This is a genomic window from Kiloniellales bacterium, from assembly GCA_030066685.1.
In the GTDB taxonomy this organism is placed as follows: domain Bacteria; phylum Pseudomonadota; class Alphaproteobacteria; order Kiloniellales; family JAKSBE01; genus JAKSBE01.
In genome coordinates this window covers 66,765-91,683 of record JASJBF010000003.1, presented here as the reverse complement: position 1 = coordinate 91,683, position 24,919 = coordinate 66,765, and the positions used below count along the sequence as shown (strand labels likewise).

The window sequence follows — 24,919 nt, the reverse complement described above, 5'->3', positions numbered from 1 at the left end:
TCGCTCGTCGGAAAGAAGCGCGCCTCCTGTCACCCCCCGATCCTACGTGTTCTTCCCTCGCCTCGATTCCATCGCTCCGCCCGTCGTCAGCAGCGCCGCGACGAGGCAGAGTCCGGCCGCGATCCAGGCCAGGGACGCAAATCCGGCGTGGCTGTAAAGCGGGCCGAAGCCCAGGGTGCCGAGGAAGACGCAAAGGTAGGTGACGGCGGAGTTGAGCCCGAGGATCGTGCCGCGGCGCGCGGGATCGACGGCGGTCAAGCGCAGGATCAGGAGATTCAGGCCGAAGTGGTTGAGCAGGCCCCAAAGCAGTGCGATCGCGACGATGGCGAGGTAGTTGCCGCTGCCCAGGGCCAGGGCGGCATAGACCGCGGCGATGCCCAGATAGGCGCAGGGCATGGCCCGGCCCGGGCCGACCCAGTCGATGACGCGGTCGAGCAGCGCCGCGGCGCCGAAGCCGATACCATAGGCCAGAGGCACCGCCGCGTTGGCGCTGGTCGCCAGCCCGAGGCCCTCGTGCAGGTGGGCGCCGATGTAGCCGTAGACCCCGTAGAAGGCGATCATGTAGGCGGCGCAGACCAGGAGCAGCCGGACCACGCCCGGCAGGGCCAGGGCCTGCAGGGGCGAAGGTGCCGGGACCCCGGACCCGCCGGCCTCCCGGTCGGGACTGACCAGCAGCGCCAGCAGGCCGAGCAGGGCCGCGCCCACCAGGAAGGCGTAGACCAGGCGCCAATGCACGAGGTCCGCGATCACGGCCGAAAGCGAGACGCCGGCGACCAGGCTCAAGGTCCAACCGGTCAAGACGACGCCGAGGGTCGCGCTTTCCCGCCCCGGCGGCGCAACCTCGGCCGCCAGGGCGTAGATCGCCGGCAGGGCGACCCCGGCGCCGAGCCCGGCCAGGACCTGGCCGGCGACCAGGGCAGCCGCGTTGGGCGCCGAGGCGCTGACGCCGAAGGCCAGGGCCAGGACGGCCAGGGCCTGGACCAGGACCCGCCGGCTGCCGATCCGGTCGATGGCGCGCGCCAAGAAGACGGCGGCGAAGGCGGTGCCCAGGCCGTAGGCCGCCGTGGCGGCCATGACCGCCGGCACCGCCACGCCGAAGGAGGCGGCGACCTCGGCCGCGATCGGGCTCAAGGCCAGGGAGTTGGCGCCGATTACCGCGATACCCGCGGTCAGGACGAAGACCACCGGAGGCGTACGCGGAAGGGTCGACGGTCCGATTTCTTGATTCTGATTCGACATTATGTGATTATCGCCGAACAAAATTACGTATAAAGGCGAATTTTCAATATGAGTCAAAAAACAGATGAGCTTCGGCGCGGCCGCAGCCCCAGGCCCGGAGTCGATGCCCTGGACCGAAAGCTGTTAGGCCTGCTGACCGAGGACGCGACGCTCAGCTACGCCGAGCTGGGCGCCCGGGTCGGGCTCTCGCCGCCGGCGGTGCACGAGCGGGTCAAACGACTGCGCCGCGACGGCACCATTAGGCGCACGGCCGCCCTGATCGACCCGGCGCCCCTGGGCAAGACCCTGCTGGCCTTCGTCCACGTCGACACCCGCGGCTGGGGCAAGAGCCCGGAGCTCCTGGCCGTCGGCGAGTTCCCCGAGGTCGAGGAGCTGCACTCCGTGGCCGGCGACACCTGCATGCTGCTCAAGGTCCGGACCCGGGACACCCACGCGCTGGAGGCCCTGCTCGCCCACATCTATGCCGTGCCGGGGGTCAAGAGCACGCGCAGCTACATCGCCCTCTCGACCTACCTGGAGCGCCCGGTCCAGGCCGAGGTCACCACCGAGTGGCCGCAACCGGCGGCGGCCGGCGGCTGACCGCGCCCGCCCCCTTGGCGCGGCCGAAGGCCGCGCCATATCTAGGGATCAGGCAGTCACTTGGACCGGAGAAAAAGCACGATGGTCAAAGCGGTCGACATCCACGGCGAGCTGGCGAAGCTTACGATGCTGCGCGGACGGCGGCCGGACACCCCCGGCGACCAGACGGCCGCCGCCTTCGCCACCCTGGCGGCCTTCCGCGAAGGCGGAATCTTCGCCGGCAGCTTCCAGGGCGACAGCGCCTGGGAACGGCACACCCAGGGCGACGAGCTGGTCCAGATCCTGGACGGCGCGGCGACCCTGACCGTGCTCACCGGCGAGGGGCCGCAGGTGCTGGAGATGAAGGCCGGCATGCTCGCGGTGGTGCCGCAGAACTGCTGGCACCGCTTCTCGGCGCCCGAGGGCGTGAGCCTGATGACCGCGACGCCGCAGCCGACCGACCACTCGACGGCCGAGGACCCGCGGCAGGACGGATGACTCCGCAGAAACGCCTGGTCCGCCTCTTCTACGACGAGATGTGGAACAAGGCCGACAAGAGTCGGATTCCGAGAATCTTCCATCCCGGCTTCAACTTCCGAGGCTCCCTGGGACCGGTGCTGGTCGGGCACGGGCAGTTCGGCGGCTACGTCGACGAGGTCGTCGCGGCGCTGCCGGACTTCCACTGCGAGATCCTGGAAATGACCGAGGAGGCCGAGCGGGTGGTCGCCAGGATGCGCTTCTCGGGAACCCACCAGGGCAGCCTGCTCGGGGTGCCGCCGAGCGGCCGCCGCATCGCTTGGGACGGCAGCGCGCACTTCCGCTTCAGGGACGGCCTGGTCGAGGACCTCTGGGTCCTGGGCGACGTCCACGGCCTGCTGCGGGAGCTGCGCGGCTGCCAGGAGAGCTGACCCGCCGCCGCCGAGAACCCGCCTCGAACACCCCTCGCCGCCCCTGGAGATGATCGGCCGGCCAGGCCGAAGCGGTTCATCGCAGGGGCGCGGCCCTCAGAGCGTTCATCGCCTGCTGCGAACGGGACAGCCGACGGACCCGGCCCTGGGCCCGCGCCACATGCTCGGCCCAGTCCTTGGTAGGAGTAGTTGCGATCCGCGTCGCCGGCCCTGGCCTGCAGCTGGTCGGCATAGCGCTGGGTCAGGGTGTAGAACTGCCAGGCGACGCGGTAGTTCTCCTGCTGTTCGGCGCAGGCTCCCAGGTTGAAGGCGATGGCCGGATCGCGCTGCCCGGCGTCGACCATCTTGCGCCAAATGGCGCAGCCCGCCTCCAAGCGCTGATCATCCACCAGCTCGACGGCCGTGGCGAAGCGCTCCGCCGGTCCCTCGTCGAGGCTGTCGGGTTCGTCCAGGAACTGCACCACGAAGGTCTCGATGTAGGGAGCGATGTCGCGATAGATCCGTCTGGTGATTTTGTCCAGCATCTCGCGGCGCAGCTCCTCGGCTTCGTCCCGGATCTTGGCCTCCAGGATCTCGACGCCGTAAGGCGACACACTGGAATAGGTGACGCACTCGCTCCGGGTCTCCTGTTCCTGCCGGACGCCGGGGTCGTAGATGCGCCGGCCACTGGCCGTCTCCAAAGCCAGGACCTTGTACTTCAGCACAAAGGAGACATTGGCACAGCGCCGGGTCTTGCTGCGCTTTTCCGCGCATTTCATCTTCTTCTTCTTGTTCTTGTAGACGTAGCGGGTGCAGTAGCTGATTGTCACCGGCGTCTTGAGGTCGTCATCCCGAAGCAGGGTGATTCGTCCGAGGAGCACGGCGCCAGTTCCGAGTTTCTTCGCCAGGTTCAGGGGTTCGCTGATTCCCGCCTCGTCGGTATGGCGGTCGCCGTCGTCCCCCAGCGCGATCGGTCCCGTTATGTGAAAGAGCCGTTCGCCGTCGATCCGGACAGCGGACATATGCTTGACCAGGCTCCGGCTCACCGTCCCGCCCTCCTCGCCGGTGAACTCGATGAACGCGAGCGACCGCCGCTTGGCGATCTCCAGGTTCTCCGGTGCGACTTGCCGCTGGTTCGCGATCGTTGTGGGGATGCTGCAGGCCGCCAGCGACAGGGCCAAAAGGCCCAGGGTCAAGGTAGGAACGAGACGGCACGAGAACCTGTTCCGCGAAGCGGGCATGGAGGCGGCCTTTCCGATGGATCGGGGGGTTTTGCAAGCTATACGCGAATCTCCCTTAAGCGCCTGTAAACCCTGTGACGGGTCCCGGAGGCGCGGGAATTGTGAAGTCGACCGAAAGACCCCAACTGTAATCTGGGCAAGCGGGGACAACATCCGGCGTGCGTACGATGGAGCCAAAGGGAAAAGCCTGGCCGAGACCTTTCGACTGTGCCTGCCTGGCCGCTCTGCTGCTGGCCGCGATTGCCGCGCCGGCCCAGGGCCAGGACGCAGGGGCCGACCCTCGTCACGGCGATGTTCTGGGCCAGCTTCGGTCGCACGAAGTGCGGAAGGACGAGACCCTGATCGACATCGCCCTCAGGGAGGGATTGGGCTTCATCGAGTTGCGGGCGGCGAACCCGGGCGTCGACCCCTGGCTGCCCAAGGTCGGCGAGGCCCTGGTCCTACCGACGGCGCACCTGCTGCCGGAGGCGCCCCGGCGCGGCATCGTCGTCAATCTGGCGGAGCAGCGGCTCTATCACTTCCCGCCCGCTGGCAAGCCCGCGAGCTTTCCGGTCGGCACCGGGCGCGCCGGCTGCGAAACCCCGACCGGAGAGACCCGGATCGTCCGCAAGCGCGAGCGGCCGACCTGGGTGCCGCCGGCCTCGATCCGTGCCGAGCGGCCCGACCTGCCGGCGGCCGTGCCTCCCGGCCCGTGGAACCCGCTGGGCGACCACGCGCTGGACCTCGCTTGGGAGAGCCTGGTCATTCACGGCACCAACCAGCCCCTGGGCATCGGGCGGCGGGTCTCGCACGGCTGCCTGCGCCTCTATCCCGCGGATATCGCCGCCCTCTTCGAGGCGGTCGAGGTCGGCACCGAGGTCCGGATCATCGACCAGCCGGTCAAGTTCGGCTGGTCCGGCGGCGCCCTCTACCTAGAGGTCCACCCGACCCAGACCCAGGCCGACGAACTGGAAGCCTCCGGCCGCTTCGCGCCGGAGCCGGTCTTCGGGCTGGACGCCAAGCTGCTCCGCGCCGCGGGCAAGGCCGCCGTCCGGCTGGACTGGGAGACGATCGAGACCGTCGCGCGCGAACGGCGCGGCATCCCGGTCCGCATCACCCGCTGAGGTAGCGCCTACTTCCGCAGCGACTCCTGCAAGACCCGGTCGGCCTTCTGGCTGGCCGCCCTGGCCTCCCGGCTGGCGGACTGCGAGGCGGCGGCGGCCTCGGCGGCCGACTGTGCCGCCGCAGCGGCATCCGCCCGTGCGGCCGCAGTCAGCTCCTTGAGCTCACGGATCTCCGCGCGCAGCTCGCTGCGAAGCTGGTCGAGATCCTGGTTTGTCGCGCAACCGGCGGTGAGCACGAGCGGCAAGGCCAGCACCGCCATCCCGATGGTCTTCGTCCTGCAGAGCATATCGGGTCCTCCTCTCCTGGCGCCCCGCCGCGCGGCGGGGCAGCTTTCTGGTGGCCATGGTTAAGCCAAGTCCCCGGCAGTTCGTTGATCCCCGTCAAGAAATCCAAGGGAATGGCGGCGCGGACGACCCGAAAGAAAACAATCGATTTAACCACCGATAAAAATCTCACCTTAATCTCTCTCGGTCAGGATTCCTGCCATGTCGGGGAGTCCTTTCGGAGGATGCCGAAGGGATTGAAAGGAATTATTTCCTTCCAAACGAAGGACGCGGGACATGGCGACGGCAGATCACACCCCGGTCCCGGACCGGGACGACGAGGCGGCCCTCCTGGACGCGCGGAGCCAGGGCAGCAAAGAGCAGGAGCGCGAGGTCTGGGACCAGCCCGGCGCCGGTCCCGCCGTGGAGGAATCGGACGCCAGCCTGCCGAACATCCACCACGGCAGCGGCATCGTGATGGAAGAGCCGGACCTGCCGACAACCTTCGAGGAGTCACCGGAAGCCCCGGCGCCGGCGCAGCCGGAGGCCTCCCCGCAGGTCGCCCCGGAACCGGGCCGCCCGAGGGTCGAGAGAGTGCCGGAGGCCGAGCCACAGCGGCCGCTCGATCCGACTTCCTCGGAGCTGGACAGCCTGGGCCGGCGCCAAGGCGGCGGGCTCCGGCCGATCCCCCTTGAGGAGCTGGAAGCGACCGAGCGCGCCACCAATCCTGCCGAGGCGCCGAGCTTTCCGGCTGCCCGAGCTCCCCTGCCCGCCCCCCTCGAAAGGTCGCCGACGGGACAACCGGAACCGGAATTGGAACCGGAACCGGACCGCGCTCCGCAGGCCGCGCCGCCGCCGCGCCAGGCGACCACGCTGGTCGGGACCCCCGGCAACGATGTCCTCAGCGCCGCCGGCGCAGCGGCGCCCTACGACATCTACGGCCTCGACGGCAACGACCGGCTCTACGGCGGCGACGCCGATGACCTGATCTTCGGCACGGGGGGCGCCGACCGGCTCTACGGCAACGCCGGGGCCGATGGCCTGGACGGCGGCGCGGGCAACGACCGACTCTACGGCCAGGACGGCGACGACAGCCTGGCCGGCGGCGCCGGCAATGACCGGCTGATCGGCGGTGCCGGGACCGACCAGCTGCGCGGCGGCGCCGGCAACGATCGGCTCTACGTCGACGCCTTGGACGGCGTCATCGACGGCGGCGCCGGCAACGACCGCGTCGATGTCCAGGGCAGCGCCGGGGTCTCCCTGGATATGGCTGCGGCCAGCATCGAGACCGCGGTCGGCAACGCCGGCGACGACTCCTTCGACGCCAGCGGCATGACCTCGGCCGCGCGCCTCTACGGCCGCGGCGGCAACGACAGCTTGCGCGGCGGCGCCGGCAACGACCGGATCTACGGCGACGCGGGCGCCGACGGCCTGACCGGCGGTGCGGGCAACGACCGGGCCTACGGCGGAACCGGCGACGACAGCTTGGCCGGAAACGCAGGCAACGACCTGCTCTACGGACAGGACGGCGCGGACAGCCTGGACGGCGGCGCCGGCAACGACCGGCTGGTCGGCGGCGCCGGGGCCGACCAGCTGCGCGGCGGCGCCGGCAACGATCGTCTCTATATCGACGCACAGGACAGCGTCGTCGACGGCGGCGCCGGCAACGACCGGGCAGACGTCCAGGGCAGCGCCGGCGTGACCCTGGACATGACCGCGGCCAGCATCGAGACCGCCGTCGGCAACGCCGGCAACGATTCTTTCGACGCCGGCGGCATGACCGCGGCCGCACGCCTCTACGGCCGCGGCGGCAACGACGCCCTGACCGGCGGCCTCAGGAACGACCAGATCTACGGCGACTCGGGCGATGACAACCTGAGTGGCGGCGCCGGCAACGATCGGCTGGTCGGCGGTGCCGGAGCGGATGTCCTTCTGGGCGGCGCCGGCAACGACCGGCTCTACGTCGATGCCCAGGACAGCGTCGTCGACGGCGGGACCGGCAACGACCGGGCCGACGTCCAGGGCAGTGCTGGCGTGACCCTCGGCATGACCGCGGCCAGCGTCGAGACCGCGGTCGGCAATGCCGGCAACGACAGCTTTGACGCCAGCGGGATGACCACAACGGCCCGGCTCTACGGCCGCGGCGGCGACGACGCCCTGACCGGCGGTCTCGGCAACGACCAGATCTACGGCGACGCGGGCGACGACAACCTGTCGGGCGGTGACGGCAACGATCGGCTGGTCGGCGGCGCCGGGGCCGACGTCCTGCTCGGCGGCGCCGGCAACGACCGGCTCTACGTCGACGCCCAGGACAGCGTCGTCGACGGCGGGACCGGCAACGACCGGGTCGACGTCCAGGGCAGCGCCGGCGTGACCCTCGACATGACCGCGGCCAGCATCGAGACCGCGGTCGGCAACGCCGGCGACGATGCTTTCGACGCCGGTGGGATGAACCAGACCGTGCGCCTATACGGCCGCGGCGGCGACGACGGCCTTACCGGCGGAGACGGCAACGATCTGATCTATGGCCAGGCCGGGGCCGACAGCCTGACCGGCGGCGCCGGCAACGACCGGCTGGTCGGCGGCGCCGGTGCCGACCAGCTCCGCGGGGGCGACGGCAACGACCGCCTCTACATCGACGCCGAGGACAGCGTCGTCGACGGCGGCGCCGGCAGCGACCGGGTCGACGTCCAGGGCAGCGGCGCCGTCAGCCTGGATCTCGCGGCGGCCGGCATCGAGACCGCCGTGGGCAATGCGGGCAACGACAGCTTCGACGCCGGCGGCATGACGGCGGCCGCGAACCTCTACGGCCGCGGCGGCGACGACGCCCTGACCGGCGGCGCCGGCAACGACCGGCTCTATGGCGACGACGGCAGCGACAGCCTCGTCGGCGGCGCGGGCAATGACCGGCTGAGCGGCGGCGGCGGCGACGACGTGCTGAGCGGCGGCGAAGGCAACGACCGGGCCTGGGGCGGGCTCGGCAGCGACCTCTTCATCTTCGGCGCCAACGCCGGCACCGACAACGTCGCGGGCGGCGCCGGATGGTCCGACGGGATCCGCCTGAACGACGTGACCGGGGACCACACCCAGGGCGACTGGACCCTGATCCTGCACGGCGGCGCCACGATCGAGAGCCAGGATGCGAACAGCCTGACGCTTTCTCCCGACGCCTCGGGCCGGATCACCCATGCCGACGGCAGCACCCTCGAGTTCACGGAGATCGAAACCATCGAGTGGTAGCCGGCCCGGCCGCGACCGGTGACGGCGGTCAGCGCCGCCGCAGGCGCAGCAGGACGCCCGGCGCCCAGGGCCGTCCGGCCATCGCCTCGACCAGGCCGGCGCCGAGGATCAGCAGGCAGCCGGCCGCCTCGCGGGCGCCGAAGGGCTCGGCGGTCAGGAGCGCGGCGGAGACCGCGGCGGTGACGATCTCGAGCAGCAGCAGGATCGCGACCCGGCCGGGGTCGATCCGCCCGGCGCCCCAGAGCACCAGCCAGAGCGCCGGCAGCAGCCAAAGCGCCCCGACCGCTGCCGCCAGCGGCAAGGCCTCGACGGCCAGCGCAGGTCCGCCAAGCGCACCGCCGCCAGCGTGAAAGACCGTCAGGGCCCAGGCGACCAGGGCGGCGCCCAGGACGGTGGCGAAGGACTGGGGCACGGAGTTGCCCGCCCCCGCCTTTCGGATGATGGTGGTCGCGACCGCGAAGCTGATGCCGGCGGCGATCGCGATCCAATCGGCCTCGCCGCGCGGCAGGTGCAGGCCCTGGTCGAGGAAACCCAGCACGGTCGCCGCGCCGGAGAGGCCGAGCGCGATCGAGAGCCCGCGGCGCAGGGTGATCCGCTCACCCAGGAAGACCGCGGCCAGGATCGTCGCCCAGACCGGCGCGAGGTAGAACAGCAGGGTCACCCGGACGACCTCGCCGACCAGGAGGGCGTGGTTCCAGAAGGCCAGGGCCGCACCGCAGGTGATCCCGGCCGCCGCCAGGGTGCCGGCGTTCTGCCGCAGGCGCCGCAACCCCGGCAGCATGAAGGGCAACAGGGCCACGGCGCCGAAGCCGTAGACCGCGACGCTGACCCAGTTCCCGTTCAGGCCGAGCTGCTCGAGGCCCCGCACAGGAATCCACCACAGGCCCCAGAGCAGCGAGGCCAGGGCCACGGCGCCCTGCGGCAGCAGCAGGCCGCCGGCCGGGCCGGGGAGCGAGGTCGAGCCTGCGGGACCCTCGCTCATGCGATGCCCGCGTCCCAGTAGGGCCGGCCGGCGCAGCGCGTGACCAGGTCGTCGATGAAGACCCGGACCTTGGGCAGAAGGTTGCGGCCCGGTGGGCAGATCACGTGGACCGCGCCCTCCTCGTCGGCCCAGCCCGGCAGAACCCGCGCCAGCCGGCCGTCGCGCAGGGCGTCGCCGCAGATGAAGGTCGGCAGGAAGGCGATGCCCGCCCCACCGACCGCCGCCGCCAGCAGCGCCTCGCCGTTGTTCGCGCGCAGGCGTCCCGCCACCTTGACCTCCCGCTTGCCGTCGGGGCCGCTCAGGCGCCAGAGCGCGCCCTCCGCCTGATAGGCATAGATCAGGCAGTCCTGCGCCGCCAGATCTTCCGGCCGCTGCGGCGGACCCCGGCGCGCCAGGTAGTCGGGCGACGCAGCCAGGATCCGGCGGCTGGGCGCCAGACGGCGGCTGACCAGCGCCGAGTCCGCCAGCTTGCGGATCCGGACGCCGACGTCGAAGCCCTCCTCGATCAGATCGACGATGCGGTCGTTCAGGGTCACCTCGACCCGCAGCTCCGGATAGCGGCGCAGGAAGTCCGGCAGGCCCGGCAGGAGGTGCAGGGTGCCGAAGGAGACCGGCGCGTTGACGTAGAGCGTGCCCCGGGGCGCCTCGGCCAGGAAGGAAACCGCCTGCTCGGCCTGCTCGGCCTCAGCCACCATCTGCCGGCAGCCCTGGTAGAAGGCCGCGCCGGCCTCGGTCAGCGAGAGCTGCCGGGTCGAGCGGTTGAGCAGACGCAGGCCCAGGCGGTCCTCCAGACGGCCGATCTGCTTGGACACCGTCGACTTGGTCATGCCGAGCTCGCGCGCCGCCCGGGTGAAGCTTTTGAGCTCGACGACCCGCGCGAAGATCGCCATACCGGTCAGATGTTCCAGCGCCATCGTTTCTTTCAGGAAACAGTGAGTTGACTTTGTAGCCTATTATGATTGATCGCGAAACAAATTATATGGACGGCAATCGCAAGCACTGCGGGGCCGGCCGAAGACCCGGCCCCGGACCCTGAAGGAGACCAAGGATGATCGAAGTCAGACCTTTCAACGCGCTCGGCCGCTTCGACAACGACTGGCTCGCGGCGCGCTACCACTTCAGCTTCGCCGGCTACCACGATCCCTCGCGGATGGGCCTGGGACCGCTCAGGGTCTGGAACGACGACACGATCCAGCCCGGCACCGGCTTCGACCTGCACGGCCACCGCGACATGGAAATCATCACCTATGTCCGCAAGGGCGCGATCAGCCACCGGGACCACTTGGGCAACGAGGGCCGCACCGAGGCCGGGGACGTCCAGGTCATGTCGGCCGGGACCGGGATCTGGCACGCCGAGCACAACCTAGAGGACGACACGACTCAGATCTTCCAGATCTGGATCGAGCCGGCGACGGCGGGAGTCCGGCCGCGCTGGGAGGCCAGGCGCTTCCCCAAGGCGGACCGCGCCGGCGAGCTGGTCGCCCTCGCCTCGGGCCGCCCCGAGGACACGACCGCCGATCCGGAGGGCCCGCTGCCGATCCACCAGGACGCGGCGATCCTCGGTGCGACCCTCAAGGCCGGGCAAAGCGTGACCCACGCCATGCAGCGGGGCCGCAAGGCCTACCTGGTCCCAGCGAGCGGCCGGATCGAGGTCGACGGTAAGACCGCCGAGGCCCGTGACGGCGTCGCGATCTCGCAGGTCGAGGCGGTCACCATCACCGCCCTGAAGGACAGTGAGATCCTGCTCGCCGACCTGGCCTGAACCCGGAGCGGTGGCCCCTCACCCTCCCACCGCCTCACGGCGCTGGGCCCCTCCCTCTCCCGGTGGGAGAGGGATGCGGAGGTTTGGCGAGGCAGACAGCCGAGCTTAGCCGGAGCTGGGTGATGGGAAGGCTCCGAAGACGCAAAGACACCGAGTAAAGGAGACCCCCCATGTCCACGACCGATACCCAGACTCGGGGCGCGCCGCGCCCGATCATCCCGGCGGTCGCGCCGCTGACCCGGGCCCTGGCGCCCTACGGCTATCCGCTGATCCGCTTCGCGGCCGGCCTCTTCGTCGTGCCCCACGGCGCGCAGAAGCTCTTCGGCTGGTTCGGCGGCGATATCAATGCGACGGCCGCCTTCTTCAGTCAGATCGGCCTCGAGCCGGCCCTGCCGCTGGCCTATCTGACCGGCGCGGTGGAGTTCTTCGGCGGCTTGTTTCTCGCCCTCGGCCTTCTGACTCGTCCGGCGGCCGCGGCCATCGCGATCCTGATGGCAGTCGCCGCCTTCAAGGTCCACCTGGCCAACGGTTTCTTCTGGACCAACGGCGGCTACGAGTATCCCCTGCTCTGGGGCATCATCGCCCTGGCCTGCGCCTTCCACGGCGGCGGCAAGCTGTCGCTCGACCGGGCCATCGGGCGGGAGTTCTGAGCCCGCTCAGGCCGGCAAGAGGAAAGGACCGAGACCATGACCGACAAGGACGCAGGCAGCATCACCGGCTATCACGCCCACGTCTACTTCGACGCCGGAACGCGCGACGAAGCACGCGCGGTCCGCGAGGCCGTCGAGGCCCGCTTTCCGGTCGCGATGGGCCGCTGGCACGAGAAGACGGTCGGGCCGCATCCCCGCTGGAGCTACCAGATCGCCTTCGCCCCCGAGGTCTTCCCCGAGATCGTGCCCTGGCTGGCGCTCAACCGCCTGGGCCTGACCGTCTTCGTCCATCCGGAAAGCGGCGACGACCTGGCCGACCACCGGGACCACGCCATCTGGCTCGGCCCCAGCGCAACCCTCGACCTCAGCATCTTCGGATGACACCCTTCTCTTCTGTCATGCCCGGGCTTGACCCGGGCATCCATCTCGCCGCGCCGCCATGGATCAGCGGATCAAGTCCGATGATGACAGAGAACGTGAAGGGGCGAGCAACCTCACTCCAGGTGCTCGCTGCCGGTCACGTCCCGCGGCGTGCGCAGGAACAGCAGGGCGACGATCGCCGCGATGACCGGGTAGAGCGCCAGCAGGCGCAGGGTCAGCTCGGCGCTGCCGGCGAAGTCGAAGGCCAGACCCACGGGCAGCGGCCCGAGCGAGGCGCCGACCACGCCGATCATCTGGCCGGTGCCCTGGATCGCGCCCAGGTGCAGGCGGCCGAAGTAGCGCGGCCAGAGGTAGCCGAACATGGTCATGGAGAAGGCGTTGTTGAGCCCGAAGACCAGGGCGTAGAGCACCGCGCTCACCCAGTCGGTGACGAAGGTGATGCCGACCAGCCCGGCCGCGGTGATCAGCAGGCCCAGGGCGAAGACCACACGGGTGCGCAGGCGGTCGAAGAGCCGGCCGACCAGCGGCATGGTCGCCACCATGGTCACGGCCGAGACCGGAAAGACCCGGGCCGCCAGCTCGCTGGAGAGGCCCTGCGCGGTCATGATCGAAACCTGATAGAAGTGCAGGGTCGTGACCAGCATGGCGATGGCGAACCAGCCGAAGGAGACGATGTAGAAGGCCGGCTGGCGCAGGGCCTGCTGCAGGGTCAGGCCGGTGATCTCCTCCGCCGGCTCGGCCTCGGTGGCCGCCACGCCACGGCCCGAACCGTCGGGCCGCAGGCCGAGCGGCTCCGGCTTGTCGTGGATCAGCAGCAGGACCGGCGGCAGCATCAGCAGCCAGGTGAGGAGCCCGAGCACGACCCAGGCCTGGCGCCAGCCGATCGCCTCGACCAGGGCCTCCGAGAGCGGTGGATGGATCGCCATGGAGATGCCGAAGCCCAGGGCCATGAGGCTCATGGCCAGGCCGCGGCTGCGGCTGAACCACTGGGAGACCAGGTTGGCGCAGCCAAGCATCAGCGAGCCCTGGCCCAGAAAGCGCAGCAGTCCGAAGCCGACCGCCAGCCAGAGGAAGTTGGCGGCGGCGCCGAAGAAGGCGCAAGCCAGGCCGAGCAGGACCACGATGACGCCGAGCATGCGCCGCGGACCGTAGCGGTCGATGAAGCGGCCCATCTGCGGCAGCAGGAAGGCGGCGGCCAGGGTCGCCAGGCCGTAGGCGCTGGCGATGGAGGCGCTCGAGATGCCGAGGTCCTCGCCGATCGGCCCGACGAAGACCGAGAAGGTGTGGGACTGCCCGGGCCCCGAGGCGAGGATGCCGAGACTCGCCGCGCCGACGATGACCCAGCCGTAGAAGAACCGCCGGTTGATGCCGGAGACGATCGTCTCCCTGACGCCCTGGACCAAGTTTCCGCCCCCAAGCACGGCGGCCTTCGGCGCCGCTCGCGTTATTCTCGACGGGCGGTCATAGCACGGCGTCGGCGCCTTGGCATCCGGGAGGATCACCTGGGCCGCAAGGTTTTGTGACCAACGCGAAAGGAAACGGAACGATGGGCAAGCTGGTCGAAGGCATCTGGCGCGACGAGTGGTACGACACCAAGACGAGCGGGGGCCGCTTTCGGCGCAGCGACAGCGCCTTCCGCGACTGGGTGACCGCGGACGGCGGTTCCGGCTTCAAGGCGGAGCCGGGACGCTACCACCTCTACGTCTCCCTGGCCTGCCCCTGGGCGCACCGGACCCTGATCTTCCGGCGGCTCAAGCGCCTGGAGGAGGTGATTTCGGTCGACGTCGTGCATTGGCACATGGCCGAGAACGGCTGGAGCTTTGGCAACGAGGACGGCGACGACGCGGTGACCGGCGACCGGGTCCTGGGCAAGGACTTCCTGCACCAGGTCTACACCGCGGCCAAGGCCGACTATACGGGCCGGGTCACGGTGCCCGTGCTCTGGGACAAGCAGCGCGGCACCATCGTCAGCAACGAGTCCTCGGAGATCATCCGCATGCTGAATGCGGCCTTCGACCAATGGGGCGACGGGGAGGTCGACTTCTACCCCGAGGCCCTGCGCGCCGAGATCGATGCAGTCAACGAGCCGATCTACCACCGGGTCAACAACGGCGTCTACAAGGCCGGCTTCGCGACCACCCAGGCCGCCTACGACCAGGCCTTCGCCGAGCTTTTCGAGACCCTGGACGAGCTGGAGGCGCGGCTCGGCCGCCAACGCTACCTGGTCGGCGATCGCATCACCGAGGCCGATTGGCGGCTCTTCACGACCCTCCTGCGCTTCGATCCGGTCTACCACGGCCACTTCAAGTGCAATCTGCGGCGCCTGGTCGACTATCCCAACCTCTGGGCCTACACCCGGGAGCTCTACCAGGTCCCCGGCATCGCCGAGACCGTCAACCTGCACCACATCGTGCAGCACTACTACGCCAGCCACTTGAGCGTGAACCCGACCGGCATCGTCCCCCGGGGCCCGGAGATCGACTTCATGGCGCCGCACGGACGGGGCTGAGGCGGCTTCCAAACGCCCAAGGTGCCAAGGCGGGCCGTGCGAATCCCCTAGCTCGCCCTCCGGTCTTGCTCTATGTCATGATCCCATGAAGCCAGACGGCGCCGCGCGCCGCCGGCGACGGGGAGCGGAGGAAGGTTTGGGGGTCTGAGGGATGCCCGGAGCAAACGCTCTCGCCGAGACTCTCTCTGCGCCCGCACGGCGCCGCAGCCTAGCCGTCGCGGGTCTGGCCTTCCTTGCGCTTCTGGCCCTGCTGGCCGCCGGCCTGGGCTCGGCTCCGGCCCGCGCCCAGACGACCGAGGGCGCGGCCGAGGGGACGATCGAGGCGCCGTCCTTCGAGGATCGGCTTAAGGCCTGGAACCAGGCCCTGGCGACCGCCGAGGCCGAGAGCAGGGGCCCGACGCTCTCCGAACCCCGCGCCAACGAGATCCGGGCGGACCTGGGCCAGCTGCGCGCGGCGGCCAGTATTGCCATAGCCGAGGCGGAAACGGAACTCTCGCGGATCGAGACACGGCTCGCGGCCCTGGGCCCGGCGCCGGCGGAGGGCGAGCCGCCCGAGGCGGAGGCCATCGCCGATCAGCGCAAAGCCTTCCGCCAGGAGATCGCCGAGCTCGATGCGCAGGTCAAGGAGAGCGAACTCGTCATCACCAAGGCGAATCAGCTGGACGGCCGAATCAGTGCCCTGCTTCGGGCCCAGACCGTCCGCCAGCTGTCCAGGCGGGTTCGCCTGCCCTTGGACCCCGACATCCTCACCGCCGCCTTGCCCGAGGGCTTGGCGGTCCTTCGTCAAATGGCCGCCGCACCCGCCGTGTGGTGGGAAACCCTGAGCCTCGAGGAGCGCAGCGATTTCCTGTTCTACCGGATGCTGCTTCTGGGCGGATTTGTGGCGATCGGTTTCGGCGCCGCGCTCCGGTACTTCCTGCTGCGCTGGCTTAGGCGCGATCCGGCCGAGACGGCGCCGAGCTACACCCGCCGCCTTTTCGCGGCCATCGGCAAGGGCCTGGCGGACGGCGCGATCCCCGCGGTTATCCTGGCGGCCTTCCTGTACCGGAGTTCCAGCCCGGACAGCCTGCTGACCGGCCTGCTCGGCGACATGGCCCAAAGCCTGTTCCTGGCCCTGATCATCCTGGTGCTGGCCGCGGCCTTGCCGCGGGCCGTGCTGGCGCCCGACCTGCCGGCCTGGCGGTTGTTGCCACTGCTGCCGGAGAACGCGCGGCGAATCAACCACCGCATCACCTTGCTGGCCGCCGTATTCGCCGTCGATCTCTTCTTCCTGTGGTCGACCGAATCCCTGCCGATCTCGCTGGAGCTGGAGTCGCTCTACAGCTTTATCACCACCACCTTCGAGGCCATCGTCGCCCTGACCCTGCTGCGCAGCTCGCTCTGGCGTTACGCACCGGAGGCCGGCGACGAGCGCGCCGAAGAGGAACCCAGCGAGATGCCGGCGCGCCGGCGCCGGGCCTGGATGATCGCCCGGCGCCTGGCCGCGCTGATCGCCTTGGCCAGCATCGCGGCCTCGGTGCTCGGCTACGCCGACCTGGGCAGCTACCTGATCAACAACCTGATCTTCAGCGCCGGGATGCTGGGCTGCATCTTCCTGCTGCGGGGCCTGGGCCGGGAGCTGATCGGGGTGGGACTGCGCACCAGCGTGATCCGCGAGGCGCTCGAGCTGAGGCACCAGACCCGCAGCCTTCTGAAGTTCTGGTTCCGCTTCGCCCTCGACATCACCGCCTGGGGCTTCGGCCTCGGTCTCGGCCTCCTGATCTGGGGCGTGCCGAGGGACGACCTCTGGAACTGGGTCGTCGCCCTGTTCGCAGGGTTCAGGATCGGCAACGTCAGGATCTCCCTGGGCGAGATCGTGACCGCAGCCATCGTCTTCCTGGTTGTGGTGGCCATCACCCGGATGCTGCAGCGGACCCTGAACGAGAAGGTCTTCCCGCGCACGCGCTTCGACATGGGCGTGCGCAACTCGCTCTCCATGGCCCTGGGCTACGTCGGCTTCGCCGTGGCGGCCTTGATCGGCATCCAGGCTCTGGGACTCGATCTCTCCAACCTGGCGATCATCGCCGGCGCGCTTTCGGTCGGCATCGGCTTCGGCCTGCAGGCCATCGTCAACAACTTCGTCTCGGGCCTGATCCTGCTGGTCGAACGGCCGGTCAAGGTCGGCGACTGGGTGATCATCGGCGGCTACGAAGGCACGGTGAAGCGGATCTCGGTCCGCGCGACCGAGATCGAGACCTTCGACCGGCAGTCCGTCATCATCCCGAACTCGGAGCTGATCTCCAGCGCGGTCGGCAACTGGACCCACAAGAACCGGCTGTGCCGGGTCATGATCGATATCGGCGTGGCCTACGGGTCGGACACGACGAAGGTGCGCGAGGTCCTGCTGCGCTGCGCCGCCGAGCATCACCAGGTGCTGAAGCAGCCGGCGCCCTACGTGGTGTTCCGGAACTTCGGCGACTCCTCCCTGGACTTCCAGCTCCGCTGCTTCCTGAGCGACGTCGACTATTTCCTCCGGGTCCCCAGCGACCTGCGCTTCGCCATCGATGAGGCCTTTCGGGAGGAAGGCATCGAGATCCCCTTCCCGCAGCGCGACCTGCACGTCAAATCCATCGGCGAGCTGCCGAAGGCCCTGGCCGAGCCCGAGGCGCCGGCACAGCAGACGCGGCCGCGGCCGGTCGCCGCCGTCCGGCAGGTGCCGAAGGGCGAGGGCACCTAAAAGCCGGATCCCGCTTCCTCCAGGAAGCCCTTTTCCTCCGCCGTCGACTCCCGCCCCAAGGCCGCGTTGCGGTGCGGGAAACGACCGAAGCGGGCGATGATGTCGCGGTGCCGCCGGGCGTAGTCGGCCCAGTCCGGATTGTCGGTCAGTTCCTCGACCAGGCGGCAGCAGTCCTCCTGGTCGGTCAGCGCCTCGCTGTGCTCCAGCGGCAGGTAGAGGAACAGCCGCTGGGCCTGGTCGAGCTCCCGGTCGAAACCTGCCTCCAGCGCGCGCCGGGTGACGGCGCGGGCTGCGGCGTCGCCGTCGAAGGCACGGCCGTCGCCGCGGTAGAGATTGCGCGGCACCTGGTCGAGCAGCAGAACCAGGGCGACGGCACCCTCCGGAGTCTCGGCCCAGTGGTCGAGCTCGCCGCGGGCCGCCGCCTCGGCGGCCCGGCCAAGCCGCGCCTTCACCTCGGCGTCGAAGGCGGGGTCGCTGACGAACCAGCGCGCGGCCATGCCGGGCGCGAACCAGAAGCCGAGCACGTCGGAAATCGAGGTCATGGGCGTCGGTCCTTCACGGCCTGGGGGCGGCCGGCAGGATGGCACAGAAGGCTCGCGAAGGGGAGCTTCCGGCGGCCCGAAGCGCGCATGGCGGGCCGCTGGCGGCCGCGGCACCCGATTCCGGCACTTTTGCTCGACCTCGGGCCGGCACCAGCAAGCACATGACGATTCCTCGCGATCAGCCGGGCCTGGCTCGCCCCAAATTTGGAACCAAGTATATAAATAATTGCAATATGTTATTCTATTTATCTTGAAAATCATCTTAAGATCAGGCCCATCACAGTCACGCGGCGGGTACCATTTAGAAATCCTCTAAAGTCACCCACGGGTACCGAATTAGAGTGATTCCAAACAAGAATGCCGGGCCTGGAAGCGGGCTCGAAGCCCCTGATTTCGAGAGCGAGGCCAGGGCGCTTGAGGGTCCTCGACCGGCGTCGCGCCTGCCCCTCGGACAGCCTCCCCTGCCCGCCGGCGAGACCTTGGAGACGACCCCGGCAGGGTCACCCCGGGACCTCCAGGAATCGGCGGATCAGGGTCCGGAGCGTCGGCAAGAGGGTTTGCGGATCGTGCGCGGGATCGAGAATCGAACGCGCGCAGAGGCCGTCCATGAGGGCGATCAGGACCTCGGCGGCGGGGCCCGTGGCGAGGCCGGGATCGATCACCGCCTCGGTCTGGCCGGCCTCGAGCGCGGCGACGACGCCGGCCTTCATCTCGGCGAGGTTGCGGGCGAAGCCTTCGGCGACCCGGGGGTTGCGCGCCGCCTCGGCCAGGACCTCGACCGCCAGGCGGCCCGCGTCCGGATCGGCATAGGCCAGGAGTACCGCTTCGACCACCGCCTGCAGGCCGGCGACCGGATCGCGGCTCTCGGCCAGGGCCGCGAGCAGCGCCGCGTTCTCTTCCCGCTCCGCTTCGGCGATGGCCTCGATGATGGCGTCCTTGCTGTCGAAGTAGCGGTAGAGGGCACCGGGGCTCATCCCGGCCGCGGCGCAGATCTCCTGCATGCCGGTCTGATGGAAGCCGCGCCGGACGAAGCAGCCGGCCGCGGCCTGCAGGATCTCGTCGCGCCGCGCCTCGAAGCGGGCCTGGTCACGGGTTCGCGCCAAGACGACCTCTCTCCATTTCTTCGCCGCCGGAGACGAATAATGAGAATGATCGTTCACATTTTAATTGACCGCAAGCCCGACCTTGCCCAGTTAATAATGAGAACGATCATTCTCGTTATTGCCTGCGGATTGGGGGAAGGAGCGGCGCATGGAGGAAGCCCTGGGCGCAATCGAGACCGCGATCTTCGGGGTCGGAGACCTGCTGGCGGTCTTCGCGCTCGTCCTGCTTCTGGTCGAGCTGCTCTGGCTCTGGCGGCGGCGTCGGCTCGGCAAGGAGCGCTGGCTCGAGATGCTGGCCAGCTACAGTACGCTGGTGCCGTCGATCGCCGCAGAGCTCCTGCTGGCGGCGTCCTGGCTCGCGGTCTATCTCGGTGTCCAGGCCCTGGTGCCCTGGCAGATCCCAACCACCTTGTGGAGCGCGGTCCTGGCGGTGATCCTGGTCGACCTCGCCTACTACTGGGAGCACCGGCTGTCGCACGAGATCCGCCTGCTCTGGGCCCTGGCCCACTCGGTGCACCATTCCTCGCCGCACTTCAACCAGGCCACCGCCTACCGGATCTCCTTTGTGGACCAGTTCATCTCGCCGGTTTTCTACCTGCCGATCGTGACCCTGGGCTTCAATCCCCTGCTGGTCCTGGCGGCCTTCGTTCTCATCCTCAGCTACCAGACCTGGCTGCACACCGAGATGATCGGGCGCCTGGGCTGGCTGGACCGCGTCTTCAACACGCCCTCGAACCACCGGGTCCACCACGGCGCCGACGCCGGCTGCCTGGACCGCAACTACGGCGCCGTGCTGATGATCTGGGACCGGATCTTCGGCACCTACCGGGCGGAGGCGGAGACCCCGGTCTACGGCCTGACCAGGCCGCTGAACTCCAAGAACCCGTTCAAGGTCCATTTCTACGAGGCTGGGATCCTGTTTCGCGACCTGCGCGCGGCGGAATCCCTGGTCGAGGCTCTGGGCCTGCTGTTCCGCCGCCCGGGCTGGCGGCCGCCACAGCGGCGCGCGGAGAGCCGGGCAACCACCCGGTGATCCGAAGCGGAAATCGAGAGGAGTGGCTGGGGCGCCAGGATTCGAACCTGGGATCGCGGGACCAAAACCCGCTGCCTTACCACTTGGCTACGCCCCAAGTAGCTTTGCAGACGGCGCGGACCTTACGTCCGGGCTGCGCCTTTCGCAAGGTCGCAGGCCAGGTGTTGCCGGCCGATCAGTCCGCGACCGGCGCCGCGGCGACCCACCAGTCCGCATGAGCCGAGGACAGCGCCGCGGCGGCCTCTGCCGCCTGATCCGCCTCCGCGAAGATCCCGAAGCAGGTCGCGCCGCTACCTGAGAGGCGGGCCAGGCGACAGGTCTCCAGGGACTGCAGGGCAGCGAGCACGTCACCGACCTTTGGCGCCAAGGCGATCGCCGGACGCTCCAGGTCGTTGCAGCTCCAATACAGCACGTCCAGAACGTCGTCGAGATCGCGCGGCGGATCACCCCAGACGGCAGCCGCTTCGGAAAAGGCCCCACGGCGCGTGTTGAAGACCTTCGCGGTTGACAACGGTACGCCGGGGTTGACTAGCACCACCCAGAAGGGCGGCAGCGGCGGCGCCGGGGTCAGGTCCTCGCCGATGCCGCGGGCGAAGACCGGGCGGCTTTCCAGGCAGGGCGGCACGTCGGCGCCGAGTTCCAGGGCCAGCGCCCGCAGCTTCGCTTCTGAAACCTCCTGGTTCCAGAGCCGGATCAGGCCCCTCAAGGTCGCCGCGGCGTCGGCCGAGCCGCCGCCGATCCCGGCCGCAACCGGCAGATTTTTCGTCAGACGCAGGCGCGCGCCCCGGCCGCCGCCGACCAGCGTGCCCAAGGCTCGGGCGGCACGCAGCACCAGATTGTCCGGACCTTCCGCGCCGAGAGCGGCGGCGAAGGGCCCCTCGACCTCGAGCGACAGCTCGGCCGCGCGCCCAAGGGAGAGCTCGTCCCCGAGATCGGGAAAGACCATCAGGCTGTCGAGCTCGTGATAGCCGTCCAGGCGCTTGCCGGTGACGTGAAGATAGAGGTTGACCTTGGCCCGGGCGCGCAGGCGCAGTTCCGGGGCGCGCGCGCCCAGCGTCCCGCCCGCCATGCCGCGGTCAGATGTTCTGCTTGTCGGCGTTGTGCAGGCCGATGTCGAGCTTGCTCTCGATCGTCGGCACCAGCTCGGCCTCGGGCTCGAAGCTCAGCGCCCGGCGCCACTGGAAGCGTGCCTCGGACCTGCGGCCCACCTTCCAGTAGGCGTCGCCCAGGTGATCGTTGATCACCGGGTCGTGCGGCCGCAGCTCCACGGCGCGCTCGAGGTACTTGACCGCGTTCTCGTACTCGCCGATTCGGTAGTAGACCCAGCCCAGGCTGTCGACGATGTAGCCGTCGTCGGGCCGAAGCTCGACCGCACGGTTGAGCATGCCCTTGGCCTGATCGAGGTTCATCTCCTTCTCGACCCAGGAATAGGCCAGATAATTCATCACGTAGGGCTGCTCGGGCTCGAACTCCAGGGCCTTGAGGAAGTCGGCCTCGGCGCGCTCCCATTTGTCGGTCCGCTCCAGCGCGATGCCGCGAAAGTAAAGCACGGACCAGTGCCGGGCCTTGGGTTCGCCGATCCGCTCCAGCGCCCGGTCGTAGGCCGTGACCGCCTCCTCGAAGCGCTCCTGGGTGCGCAGGAGGTTGCCCATGTAGTAAAGCGGCTCGAAATGCGCGGGCTTGCGGGCCGCCAGGTCGTCGAAGCGCGCCACCGCGTCGTCGATCCGCTCCTGCCGCCCGAACTCCTCCGCGATCCGCAGCTGCACGGACCAGTAGTAGGGCGAGTCCTCGCCGACCCTCTCGTAGGCGGCGATCACCTCGTCGCCGCGCTCCTGCTGCTGAAGGATCTCGCCCTTCAGGACCTGGGCGGCGTCGAACTTGGGCCGCAGCCGCAGCGCCAGATGGGTGTAGATCAGCGCCATGTCCTCGGAACGCTCCTGCCCCAGCAGGCTTCCGAGGTTGAAGAGGGACTCCGCCAAGCCGGCGGCGGGATCGGCAACCTCGGCCGCGGGGCGGTCGCCTTCGGCCAAACGGGCCAGCATGGGATCGAAGAAGGTCGTCTCGGGGCTTCGCGACAGCACCTCGCGGTAGGCTTCCTCGGCCTTCTCCGGTCGGCCCAGCCGCTCGTAGGCGTTGCCGGCCAGGACCGCGAGCCGGAGCCAGGGGCGTCCGGACTCCGTCCGCGCCTCGTCGTAGTCCGCCTCGGCCGCCCCGGTGTCGCCGGCGACGTCCAGCAGCAGCGCCATCTGCAGATGATAGATGGCCTTGAAGCCGTTGACCTGGGCCAGCGCGTTGATCCGTTCGAGGGCCTTCTGCTTGTTTCCGTCGCCCAGGGCGATCCAGGCGCCCACGACGCTGGAGACCACCTGCGCCAGGCCGTCGCCGGGCATCGCCGCGACCTGTGCCTCGGCGTCCGGATAGTCGCCGCGCAGCATGGCATCGACGGCGAGCACCAGGCGGGCGGTCGCGTGGTCCGGCCGGATCTCGATCAGGCGCTTGGCCAGATCGACGGCCTCCACCTCCCGACCGTCGCCGGCCGCGAGCGCAAAGGCCCGGGCCAGGATCTGCAAGTTCTCCGGATCGAGCTCCAGCGCGCGCAGCATGAAGTCGGCCGCCAGCGACAGGTCCCGCTGCCGGTCCGCGTGCCGCCCCGCCAGGTAGTGGCCGTAGGGCGAACGTGCCAGCCTGTATCCCCCGGTGTCCGCACCCTCGGCGGCGGCCAGCAGAACGGGCTGGCCGGCCGGCTTGCCGACCTCGGCGGTCTCGGGCTGGGATCCGCAGGAAGCAAGAAGGCCCGCCGCGAAGACGGGCACTACGATCGGCGTCCACTTTCTGCGGCCCGGCCTCAGATCGGTCATCCTCGGCACCATGTCGCTCCGGATCGTTTGGCTGATGCCCGCCGGCCAAGCGCCGGTCCAGGCATCATGAGTTTACATGACCCAGTGAGCCTTCGACAACTGCCGCGCAAGCCTGCTCTTAGGGAAAGCATCAGGAAAACACGCCCGGCTCACATGTTCGGATAGTTCGGTCCGCCCGTGCCTTCGGGCGTGACCCAGTTGATGTTCTGGGTCGGGTCCTTGATATCGCAGGTTTTGCAGTGCACGCAGTTCTGGGCGTTGATCTGCAGCCGGGGGTTGCCGCCATCGTCGTCGCGCAGGATCTCGTAGACCCCGGCCGGGCAGTAGCGCTGTTCCGGGGCGTCGTAAAGGGCGAGATTGTGGTCGACGGCAACGGCGGGGTCCTTCAGCTGCAGGTGGACTGGCTGGTCCTCCTCATGATTCGTATTGGAAAGGTAAACAGATGATAAACGATCGAAGGTAATGACGCCGTCCGGCTTGGGATAGTCGATTTTCGGCATGTCCTTGGCCGGTTTCAGGCTCTCGTGATCCGGCTTTGTATGGCGCAGGGTCCAGGGCGCCTTGCCGCGCAGGACCTTGAGGTCGAAGCCGCCGTAGAGCATCCCGCCGATCAGGCCCCACTTGGCGAAGGAGGGGCGGAAATTCCGGGCCCGGTGCAGCTCTTCGTGGACCCAGGAGGCCTCGAACTTCCTCGGATAGGCCGACAGCTCGGCCGCGGCGCCCTCATCGGCCTGCAGGGCTTCGGCAGCGGCTTCGGCGGCCAGCATGCCGGTCTTCATGGCGTTGTGGCTGCCCTTGATCCTGGGGACGTTGAGGAAGCCGGCCGAGCAGCCGATCAGGGCGCCGCCCGGGAAGACCAGCTTGGGAATGGCCTGCAGGCCGCCCTCGTTCAGCGCCCGGGCGCCGTAGGCCAGGCGCTTGGCGCCTTCCAGCATCGGCCGGATCGCCGGATGGGTCTTGAAGCGCTGGAACTCCTGGAAGGGCGAGAGGTGCGGGTTCTCGTAGTCGAGGCCGACGACGTAGCCGACGTAGGCCTGGCCATCCTCCAGGTGATAGATGAAGGAGCCGCCCCAGGTCTTGTCGTCCATCGGCCAGCCGGCGCTGTGGATCACCAGGCCCTGCTGGTGCTGGGCGGGATCGAGCTGCCAGAGCTCTTTGATGCCGAGGCCGTAGGTCTGGGGATCGACGCCCTCGCGCAGATTGAAGTGCGCCATCAGCTGCTTCGAAAGGGAGCCGCGGCAGCCCTCGCCGAAGAAGGTGTACTTGCCGTGCAGCTCCATGCCCGGCTCGAAGCTGTCCTTTGGCTGGCCGTCGCGGCCGACGCCCAGGACGCCGGTGGCGACGCCCTTGACCCGACCGTCCTCGTGGAACAACACCTCGGCCGCGGGAAAGCCTGGATAGATCTCCGCGCCCAGGGCCTCGGCCTGCTCCGCGAGCCAACGGCAGACGTTACCCAGCGAGACGATGTAGTTGCCTTTGTTGTGCATCTGCCCCGGCAGGGCCCAGATCGGCACCGAGAAGGCGCCCTTCTCGCGCAGCATCAGGAACTTCTCGGCCGTCACCGGGCTGTTCAGCGGCGCGCCCTTGTCCTTCCAGTCCGGGATCAGCTCGTTCAGCGCCCGGGGATCGAGCACCGCGCCCGAGAGGATGTGGGCGCCGACCTCGGAGCCCTTCTCCAAAACGCAGACGCTGATCTCGCGCCCGCTTTCGGCGCTCAGCTGGCGCAGGCGGATCGCCGCGGCCAGACCCGCCGGTCCGGCGCCGACGATCACCACGTCGTATTCCATCGCCTCTCGTTCCATCGGCCCGATCTCCCCAGTTGAACGACGGCACCCGGCAGCGGGTCCGCCG

General features: G+C 69.4%; 21 protein-coding genes and 1 tRNA gene. 10 read left to right on the top strand and 12 right to left on the bottom strand.

What is annotated here, in order from left to right:
* Positions 1–42: 42 nt before the first annotated feature.
* The gene (locus tag QNJ30_04175) at positions 43–1,239 is read right to left on the bottom strand and encodes an MFS transporter (protein ID MDJ0942632.1); all 1,197 of its coding nucleotides are present in this window, start codon (positions 1,237–1,239) and stop codon (positions 43–45) included.
* Positions 1,240–1,287: 48 nt separating this feature from the next.
* On the opposite strand from QNJ30_04175, the gene QNJ30_04170 reads away from it, so the two are divergent.
* Both QNJ30_04170 and QNJ30_04165 read left to right on the top strand, forming a co-directional pair.
* A complete protein-coding gene (locus QNJ30_04170; protein ID MDJ0942631.1) occupies positions 1,288–1,818 on the top strand; it encodes an Lrp/AsnC family transcriptional regulator in 531 nt (176 codons plus the stop codon).
* 81 nt (positions 1,819–1,899) lie between these two features.
* Complete coding sequence (locus QNJ30_04165) at positions 1,900–2,295, top strand: cupin domain-containing protein (protein ID MDJ0942630.1); 396 nt, start codon at positions 1,900–1,902, stop codon at positions 2,293–2,295.
* 145 nt (positions 2,296–2,440) lie between these two features.
* On the opposite strand, the gene QNJ30_04160 is transcribed toward QNJ30_04165, so the two are convergent.
* Positions 2,441–3,880, bottom strand: coding sequence for a hypothetical protein (locus tag QNJ30_04160; protein ID MDJ0942629.1), 1,440 nt, complete (start codon positions 3,878–3,880; stop codon positions 2,441–2,443).
* A 212-nt stretch (positions 3,881–4,092) separates the two neighbouring features.
* Between QNJ30_04160 and QNJ30_04155 the strand changes: the two genes are divergently transcribed.
* Positions 4,093–5,028 carry a L,D-transpeptidase family protein gene (locus QNJ30_04155; protein MDJ0942628.1) on the top strand — a complete coding sequence of 312 codons (936 nt, stop codon included), beginning with the start codon at positions 4,093–4,095 and terminating at the stop codon, positions 5,026–5,028.
* 8 nt (positions 5,029–5,036) lie between these two features.
* Here QNJ30_04155 and QNJ30_04150 read toward each other — a convergent pair whose 3' ends face one another.
* On the bottom strand, positions 5,037–5,315 hold the full coding sequence (locus QNJ30_04150; GenBank protein MDJ0942627.1) for an Lpp/OprI family alanine-zipper lipoprotein: 279 nt from the start codon (positions 5,313–5,315) through the stop codon (positions 5,037–5,039).
* 274 nt (positions 5,316–5,589) lie between these two features.
* Between QNJ30_04150 and QNJ30_04145 the strand changes: the two genes are divergently transcribed.
* Positions 5,590–8,532: a hypothetical protein gene (locus QNJ30_04145; GenBank protein ID MDJ0942626.1), complete on the top strand. Its 2,943-nt coding sequence runs from the start codon at positions 5,590–5,592 to the stop codon at positions 8,530–8,532.
* A 28-nt stretch (positions 8,533–8,560) separates the two neighbouring features.
* Here QNJ30_04145 and QNJ30_04140 read toward each other — a convergent pair whose 3' ends face one another.
* Positions 8,561–9,514: a DMT family transporter gene (locus tag QNJ30_04140; GenBank protein ID MDJ0942625.1), complete on the bottom strand. Its 954-nt coding sequence runs from the start codon at positions 9,512–9,514 to the stop codon at positions 8,561–8,563.
* Positions 9,511–10,428 carry a LysR family transcriptional regulator gene (locus QNJ30_04135; GenBank protein MDJ0942624.1) on the bottom strand — a complete coding sequence of 306 codons (918 nt, stop codon included), beginning with the start codon at positions 10,426–10,428 and terminating at the stop codon, positions 9,511–9,513. Before QNJ30_04135 ends, QNJ30_04140 begins: the two co-directional genes overlap by 4 nt.
* Positions 10,429–10,562: 134 nt before the next feature.
* Here QNJ30_04135 and QNJ30_04130 point away from each other — a divergent pair, with 134 nt between their 5' ends.
* From QNJ30_04130 to QNJ30_04120, 3 genes are all read left to right on the top strand, one after another.
* On the top strand, positions 10,563–11,276 hold the full coding sequence (locus tag QNJ30_04130) for a pirin family protein (protein MDJ0942623.1): 714 nt from the start codon (positions 10,563–10,565) through the stop codon (positions 11,274–11,276).
* A 170-nt stretch (positions 11,277–11,446) separates the two neighbouring features.
* A complete protein-coding gene (locus tag QNJ30_04125; protein ID MDJ0942622.1) occupies positions 11,447–11,926 on the top strand; it encodes a DoxX family protein in 480 nt (159 codons plus the stop codon).
* Positions 11,927–11,962: 36 nt separating this feature from the next.
* Positions 11,963–12,307 carry a DOPA 4,5-dioxygenase family protein gene (locus QNJ30_04120; GenBank protein MDJ0942621.1) on the top strand — a complete coding sequence of 115 codons (345 nt, stop codon included), beginning with the start codon at positions 11,963–11,965 and terminating at the stop codon, positions 12,305–12,307.
* 113 nt (positions 12,308–12,420) lie between these two features.
* Here the strand turns inward: QNJ30_04120 and QNJ30_04115 are convergent, their stop codons facing one another.
* A complete protein-coding gene (locus QNJ30_04115; GenBank protein ID MDJ0942620.1) occupies positions 12,421–13,728 on the bottom strand; it encodes an MFS transporter in 1,308 nt (435 codons plus the stop codon).
* A 125-nt stretch (positions 13,729–13,853) separates the two neighbouring features.
* Between QNJ30_04115 and QNJ30_04110 the strand changes: the two genes are divergently transcribed.
* Together QNJ30_04110 and QNJ30_04105 are read left to right on the top strand one after the other, a co-directional pair.
* Positions 13,854–14,816, top strand: coding sequence for a glutathione S-transferase family protein (locus tag QNJ30_04110; protein ID MDJ0942619.1), 963 nt, complete (start codon positions 13,854–13,856; stop codon positions 14,814–14,816).
* Between the two features lie 151 nt (positions 14,817–14,967).
* On the top strand, positions 14,968–17,532 hold the full coding sequence (locus QNJ30_04105; GenBank protein MDJ0942618.1) for a mechanosensitive ion channel: 2,565 nt from the start codon (positions 14,968–14,970) through the stop codon (positions 17,530–17,532).
* Here QNJ30_04105 and QNJ30_04100 read toward each other — a convergent pair.
* Both QNJ30_04100 and QNJ30_04095 read right to left on the bottom strand, forming a co-directional pair.
* Positions 17,529–18,074, bottom strand: coding sequence for a DUF924 family protein (locus tag QNJ30_04100; protein ID MDJ0942617.1), 546 nt, complete (start codon positions 18,072–18,074; stop codon positions 17,529–17,531). The two genes, QNJ30_04105 and QNJ30_04100, sit on opposite strands and share 4 nt — an antisense overlap.
* A gap of 500 nt (positions 18,075–18,574) precedes the next feature.
* On the bottom strand, positions 18,575–19,177 hold the full coding sequence (locus tag QNJ30_04095; GenBank protein ID MDJ0942616.1) for a TetR/AcrR family transcriptional regulator: 603 nt from the start codon (positions 19,175–19,177) through the stop codon (positions 18,575–18,577).
* Between the two features lie 148 nt (positions 19,178–19,325).
* Between QNJ30_04095 and QNJ30_04090 the strand changes: the two genes are divergently transcribed.
* Positions 19,326–20,210 (top strand): sterol desaturase family protein, encoded by an 885-nt coding sequence (locus tag QNJ30_04090; GenBank protein MDJ0942615.1) that lies wholly within the window; start codon positions 19,326–19,328, stop codon positions 20,208–20,210.
* Positions 20,211–20,233: 23 nt separating this feature from the next.
* Here the strand turns inward: QNJ30_04090 and QNJ30_04085 are convergent.
* From QNJ30_04085 to QNJ30_04070, 4 genes are all read right to left on the bottom strand, one after another.
* Positions 20,234–20,307 (bottom strand) — tRNA-Gln (locus QNJ30_04085).
* 78 nt (positions 20,308–20,385) lie between these two features.
* On the bottom strand, positions 20,386–21,279 hold the full coding sequence (locus QNJ30_04080; GenBank protein MDJ0942614.1) for a 4-(cytidine 5'-diphospho)-2-C-methyl-D-erythritol kinase: 894 nt from the start codon (positions 21,277–21,279) through the stop codon (positions 20,386–20,388).
* Between the two features lie 7 nt (positions 21,280–21,286).
* Entirely contained in the window at positions 21,287–23,068 is a 1,782-nt protein-coding gene (locus QNJ30_04075) for a tetratricopeptide repeat protein (GenBank protein MDJ0942613.1), read from the bottom strand.
* A gap of 149 nt (positions 23,069–23,217) precedes the next feature.
* Positions 23,218–24,870, bottom strand: a complete 1,653-nt coding sequence (locus tag QNJ30_04070) for an electron transfer flavoprotein-ubiquinone oxidoreductase (protein MDJ0942612.1) — start codon at positions 24,868–24,870, stop codon at positions 23,218–23,220.
* Positions 24,871–24,919: the final 49 nt, after the last annotated feature.

Bases quoted from the DNA above. Each gene is read 5' to 3' on its own strand.
- QNJ30_04175 (MDJ0942632.1), bottom strand. From the start codon at position 1,239: ATGTCGAATCAGAATCAAGAAATCGGACCGTCGACCCTTCCGCGTACG.
- QNJ30_04170 (MDJ0942631.1), top strand. From the start codon at position 1,288: ATGAGTCAAAAAACAGATGAGCTTCGGCGCGGCCGCAGCCCCAGGCCC.
- QNJ30_04165 (MDJ0942630.1), top strand. From the start codon at position 1,900: ATGGTCAAAGCGGTCGACATCCACGGCGAGCTGGCGAAGCTTACGATG.
- QNJ30_04155 (MDJ0942628.1), top strand. From the start codon at position 4,093: ATGGAGCCAAAGGGAAAAGCCTGGCCGAGACCTTTCGACTGTGCCTGC.
- QNJ30_04150 (MDJ0942627.1), bottom strand. From the start codon at position 5,315: ATGCTCTGCAGGACGAAGACCATCGGGATGGCGGTGCTGGCCTTGCCG.
- QNJ30_04145 (MDJ0942626.1), top strand. From the start codon at position 5,590: ATGGCGACGGCAGATCACACCCCGGTCCCGGACCGGGACGACGAGGCG.
- QNJ30_04140 (MDJ0942625.1), bottom strand. From the start codon at position 9,514: ATGAGCGAGGGTCCCGCAGGCTCGACCTCGCTCCCCGGCCCGGCCGGC.
- QNJ30_04135 (MDJ0942624.1), bottom strand. From the start codon at position 10,428: ATGGCGCTGGAACATCTGACCGGTATGGCGATCTTCGCGCGGGTCGTC.
- QNJ30_04130 (MDJ0942623.1), top strand. From the start codon at position 10,563: ATGATCGAAGTCAGACCTTTCAACGCGCTCGGCCGCTTCGACAACGAC.
- QNJ30_04125 (MDJ0942622.1), top strand. From the start codon at position 11,447: ATGTCCACGACCGATACCCAGACTCGGGGCGCGCCGCGCCCGATCATC.
- QNJ30_04120 (MDJ0942621.1), top strand. From the start codon at position 11,963: ATGACCGACAAGGACGCAGGCAGCATCACCGGCTATCACGCCCACGTC.
- QNJ30_04110 (MDJ0942619.1), top strand. From the start codon at position 13,854: ATGGGCAAGCTGGTCGAAGGCATCTGGCGCGACGAGTGGTACGACACC.
- QNJ30_04105 (MDJ0942618.1), top strand. From the start codon at position 14,968: ATGCCCGGAGCAAACGCTCTCGCCGAGACTCTCTCTGCGCCCGCACGG.
- QNJ30_04100 (MDJ0942617.1), bottom strand. From the start codon at position 18,074: ATGACCTCGATTTCCGACGTGCTCGGCTTCTGGTTCGCGCCCGGCATG.
- QNJ30_04090 (MDJ0942615.1), top strand. From the start codon at position 19,326: ATGGAGGAAGCCCTGGGCGCAATCGAGACCGCGATCTTCGGGGTCGGA.
- QNJ30_04080 (MDJ0942614.1), bottom strand. From the start codon at position 21,279: ATGGCGGGCGGGACGCTGGGCGCGCGCGCCCCGGAACTGCGCCTGCGC.
- QNJ30_04075 (MDJ0942613.1), bottom strand. From the start codon at position 23,068: ATGACCGATCTGAGGCCGGGCCGCAGAAAGTGGACGCCGATCGTAGTG.
- QNJ30_04070 (MDJ0942612.1), bottom strand. From the start codon at position 24,870: ATGGAACGAGAGGCGATGGAATACGACGTGGTGATCGTCGGCGCCGGA.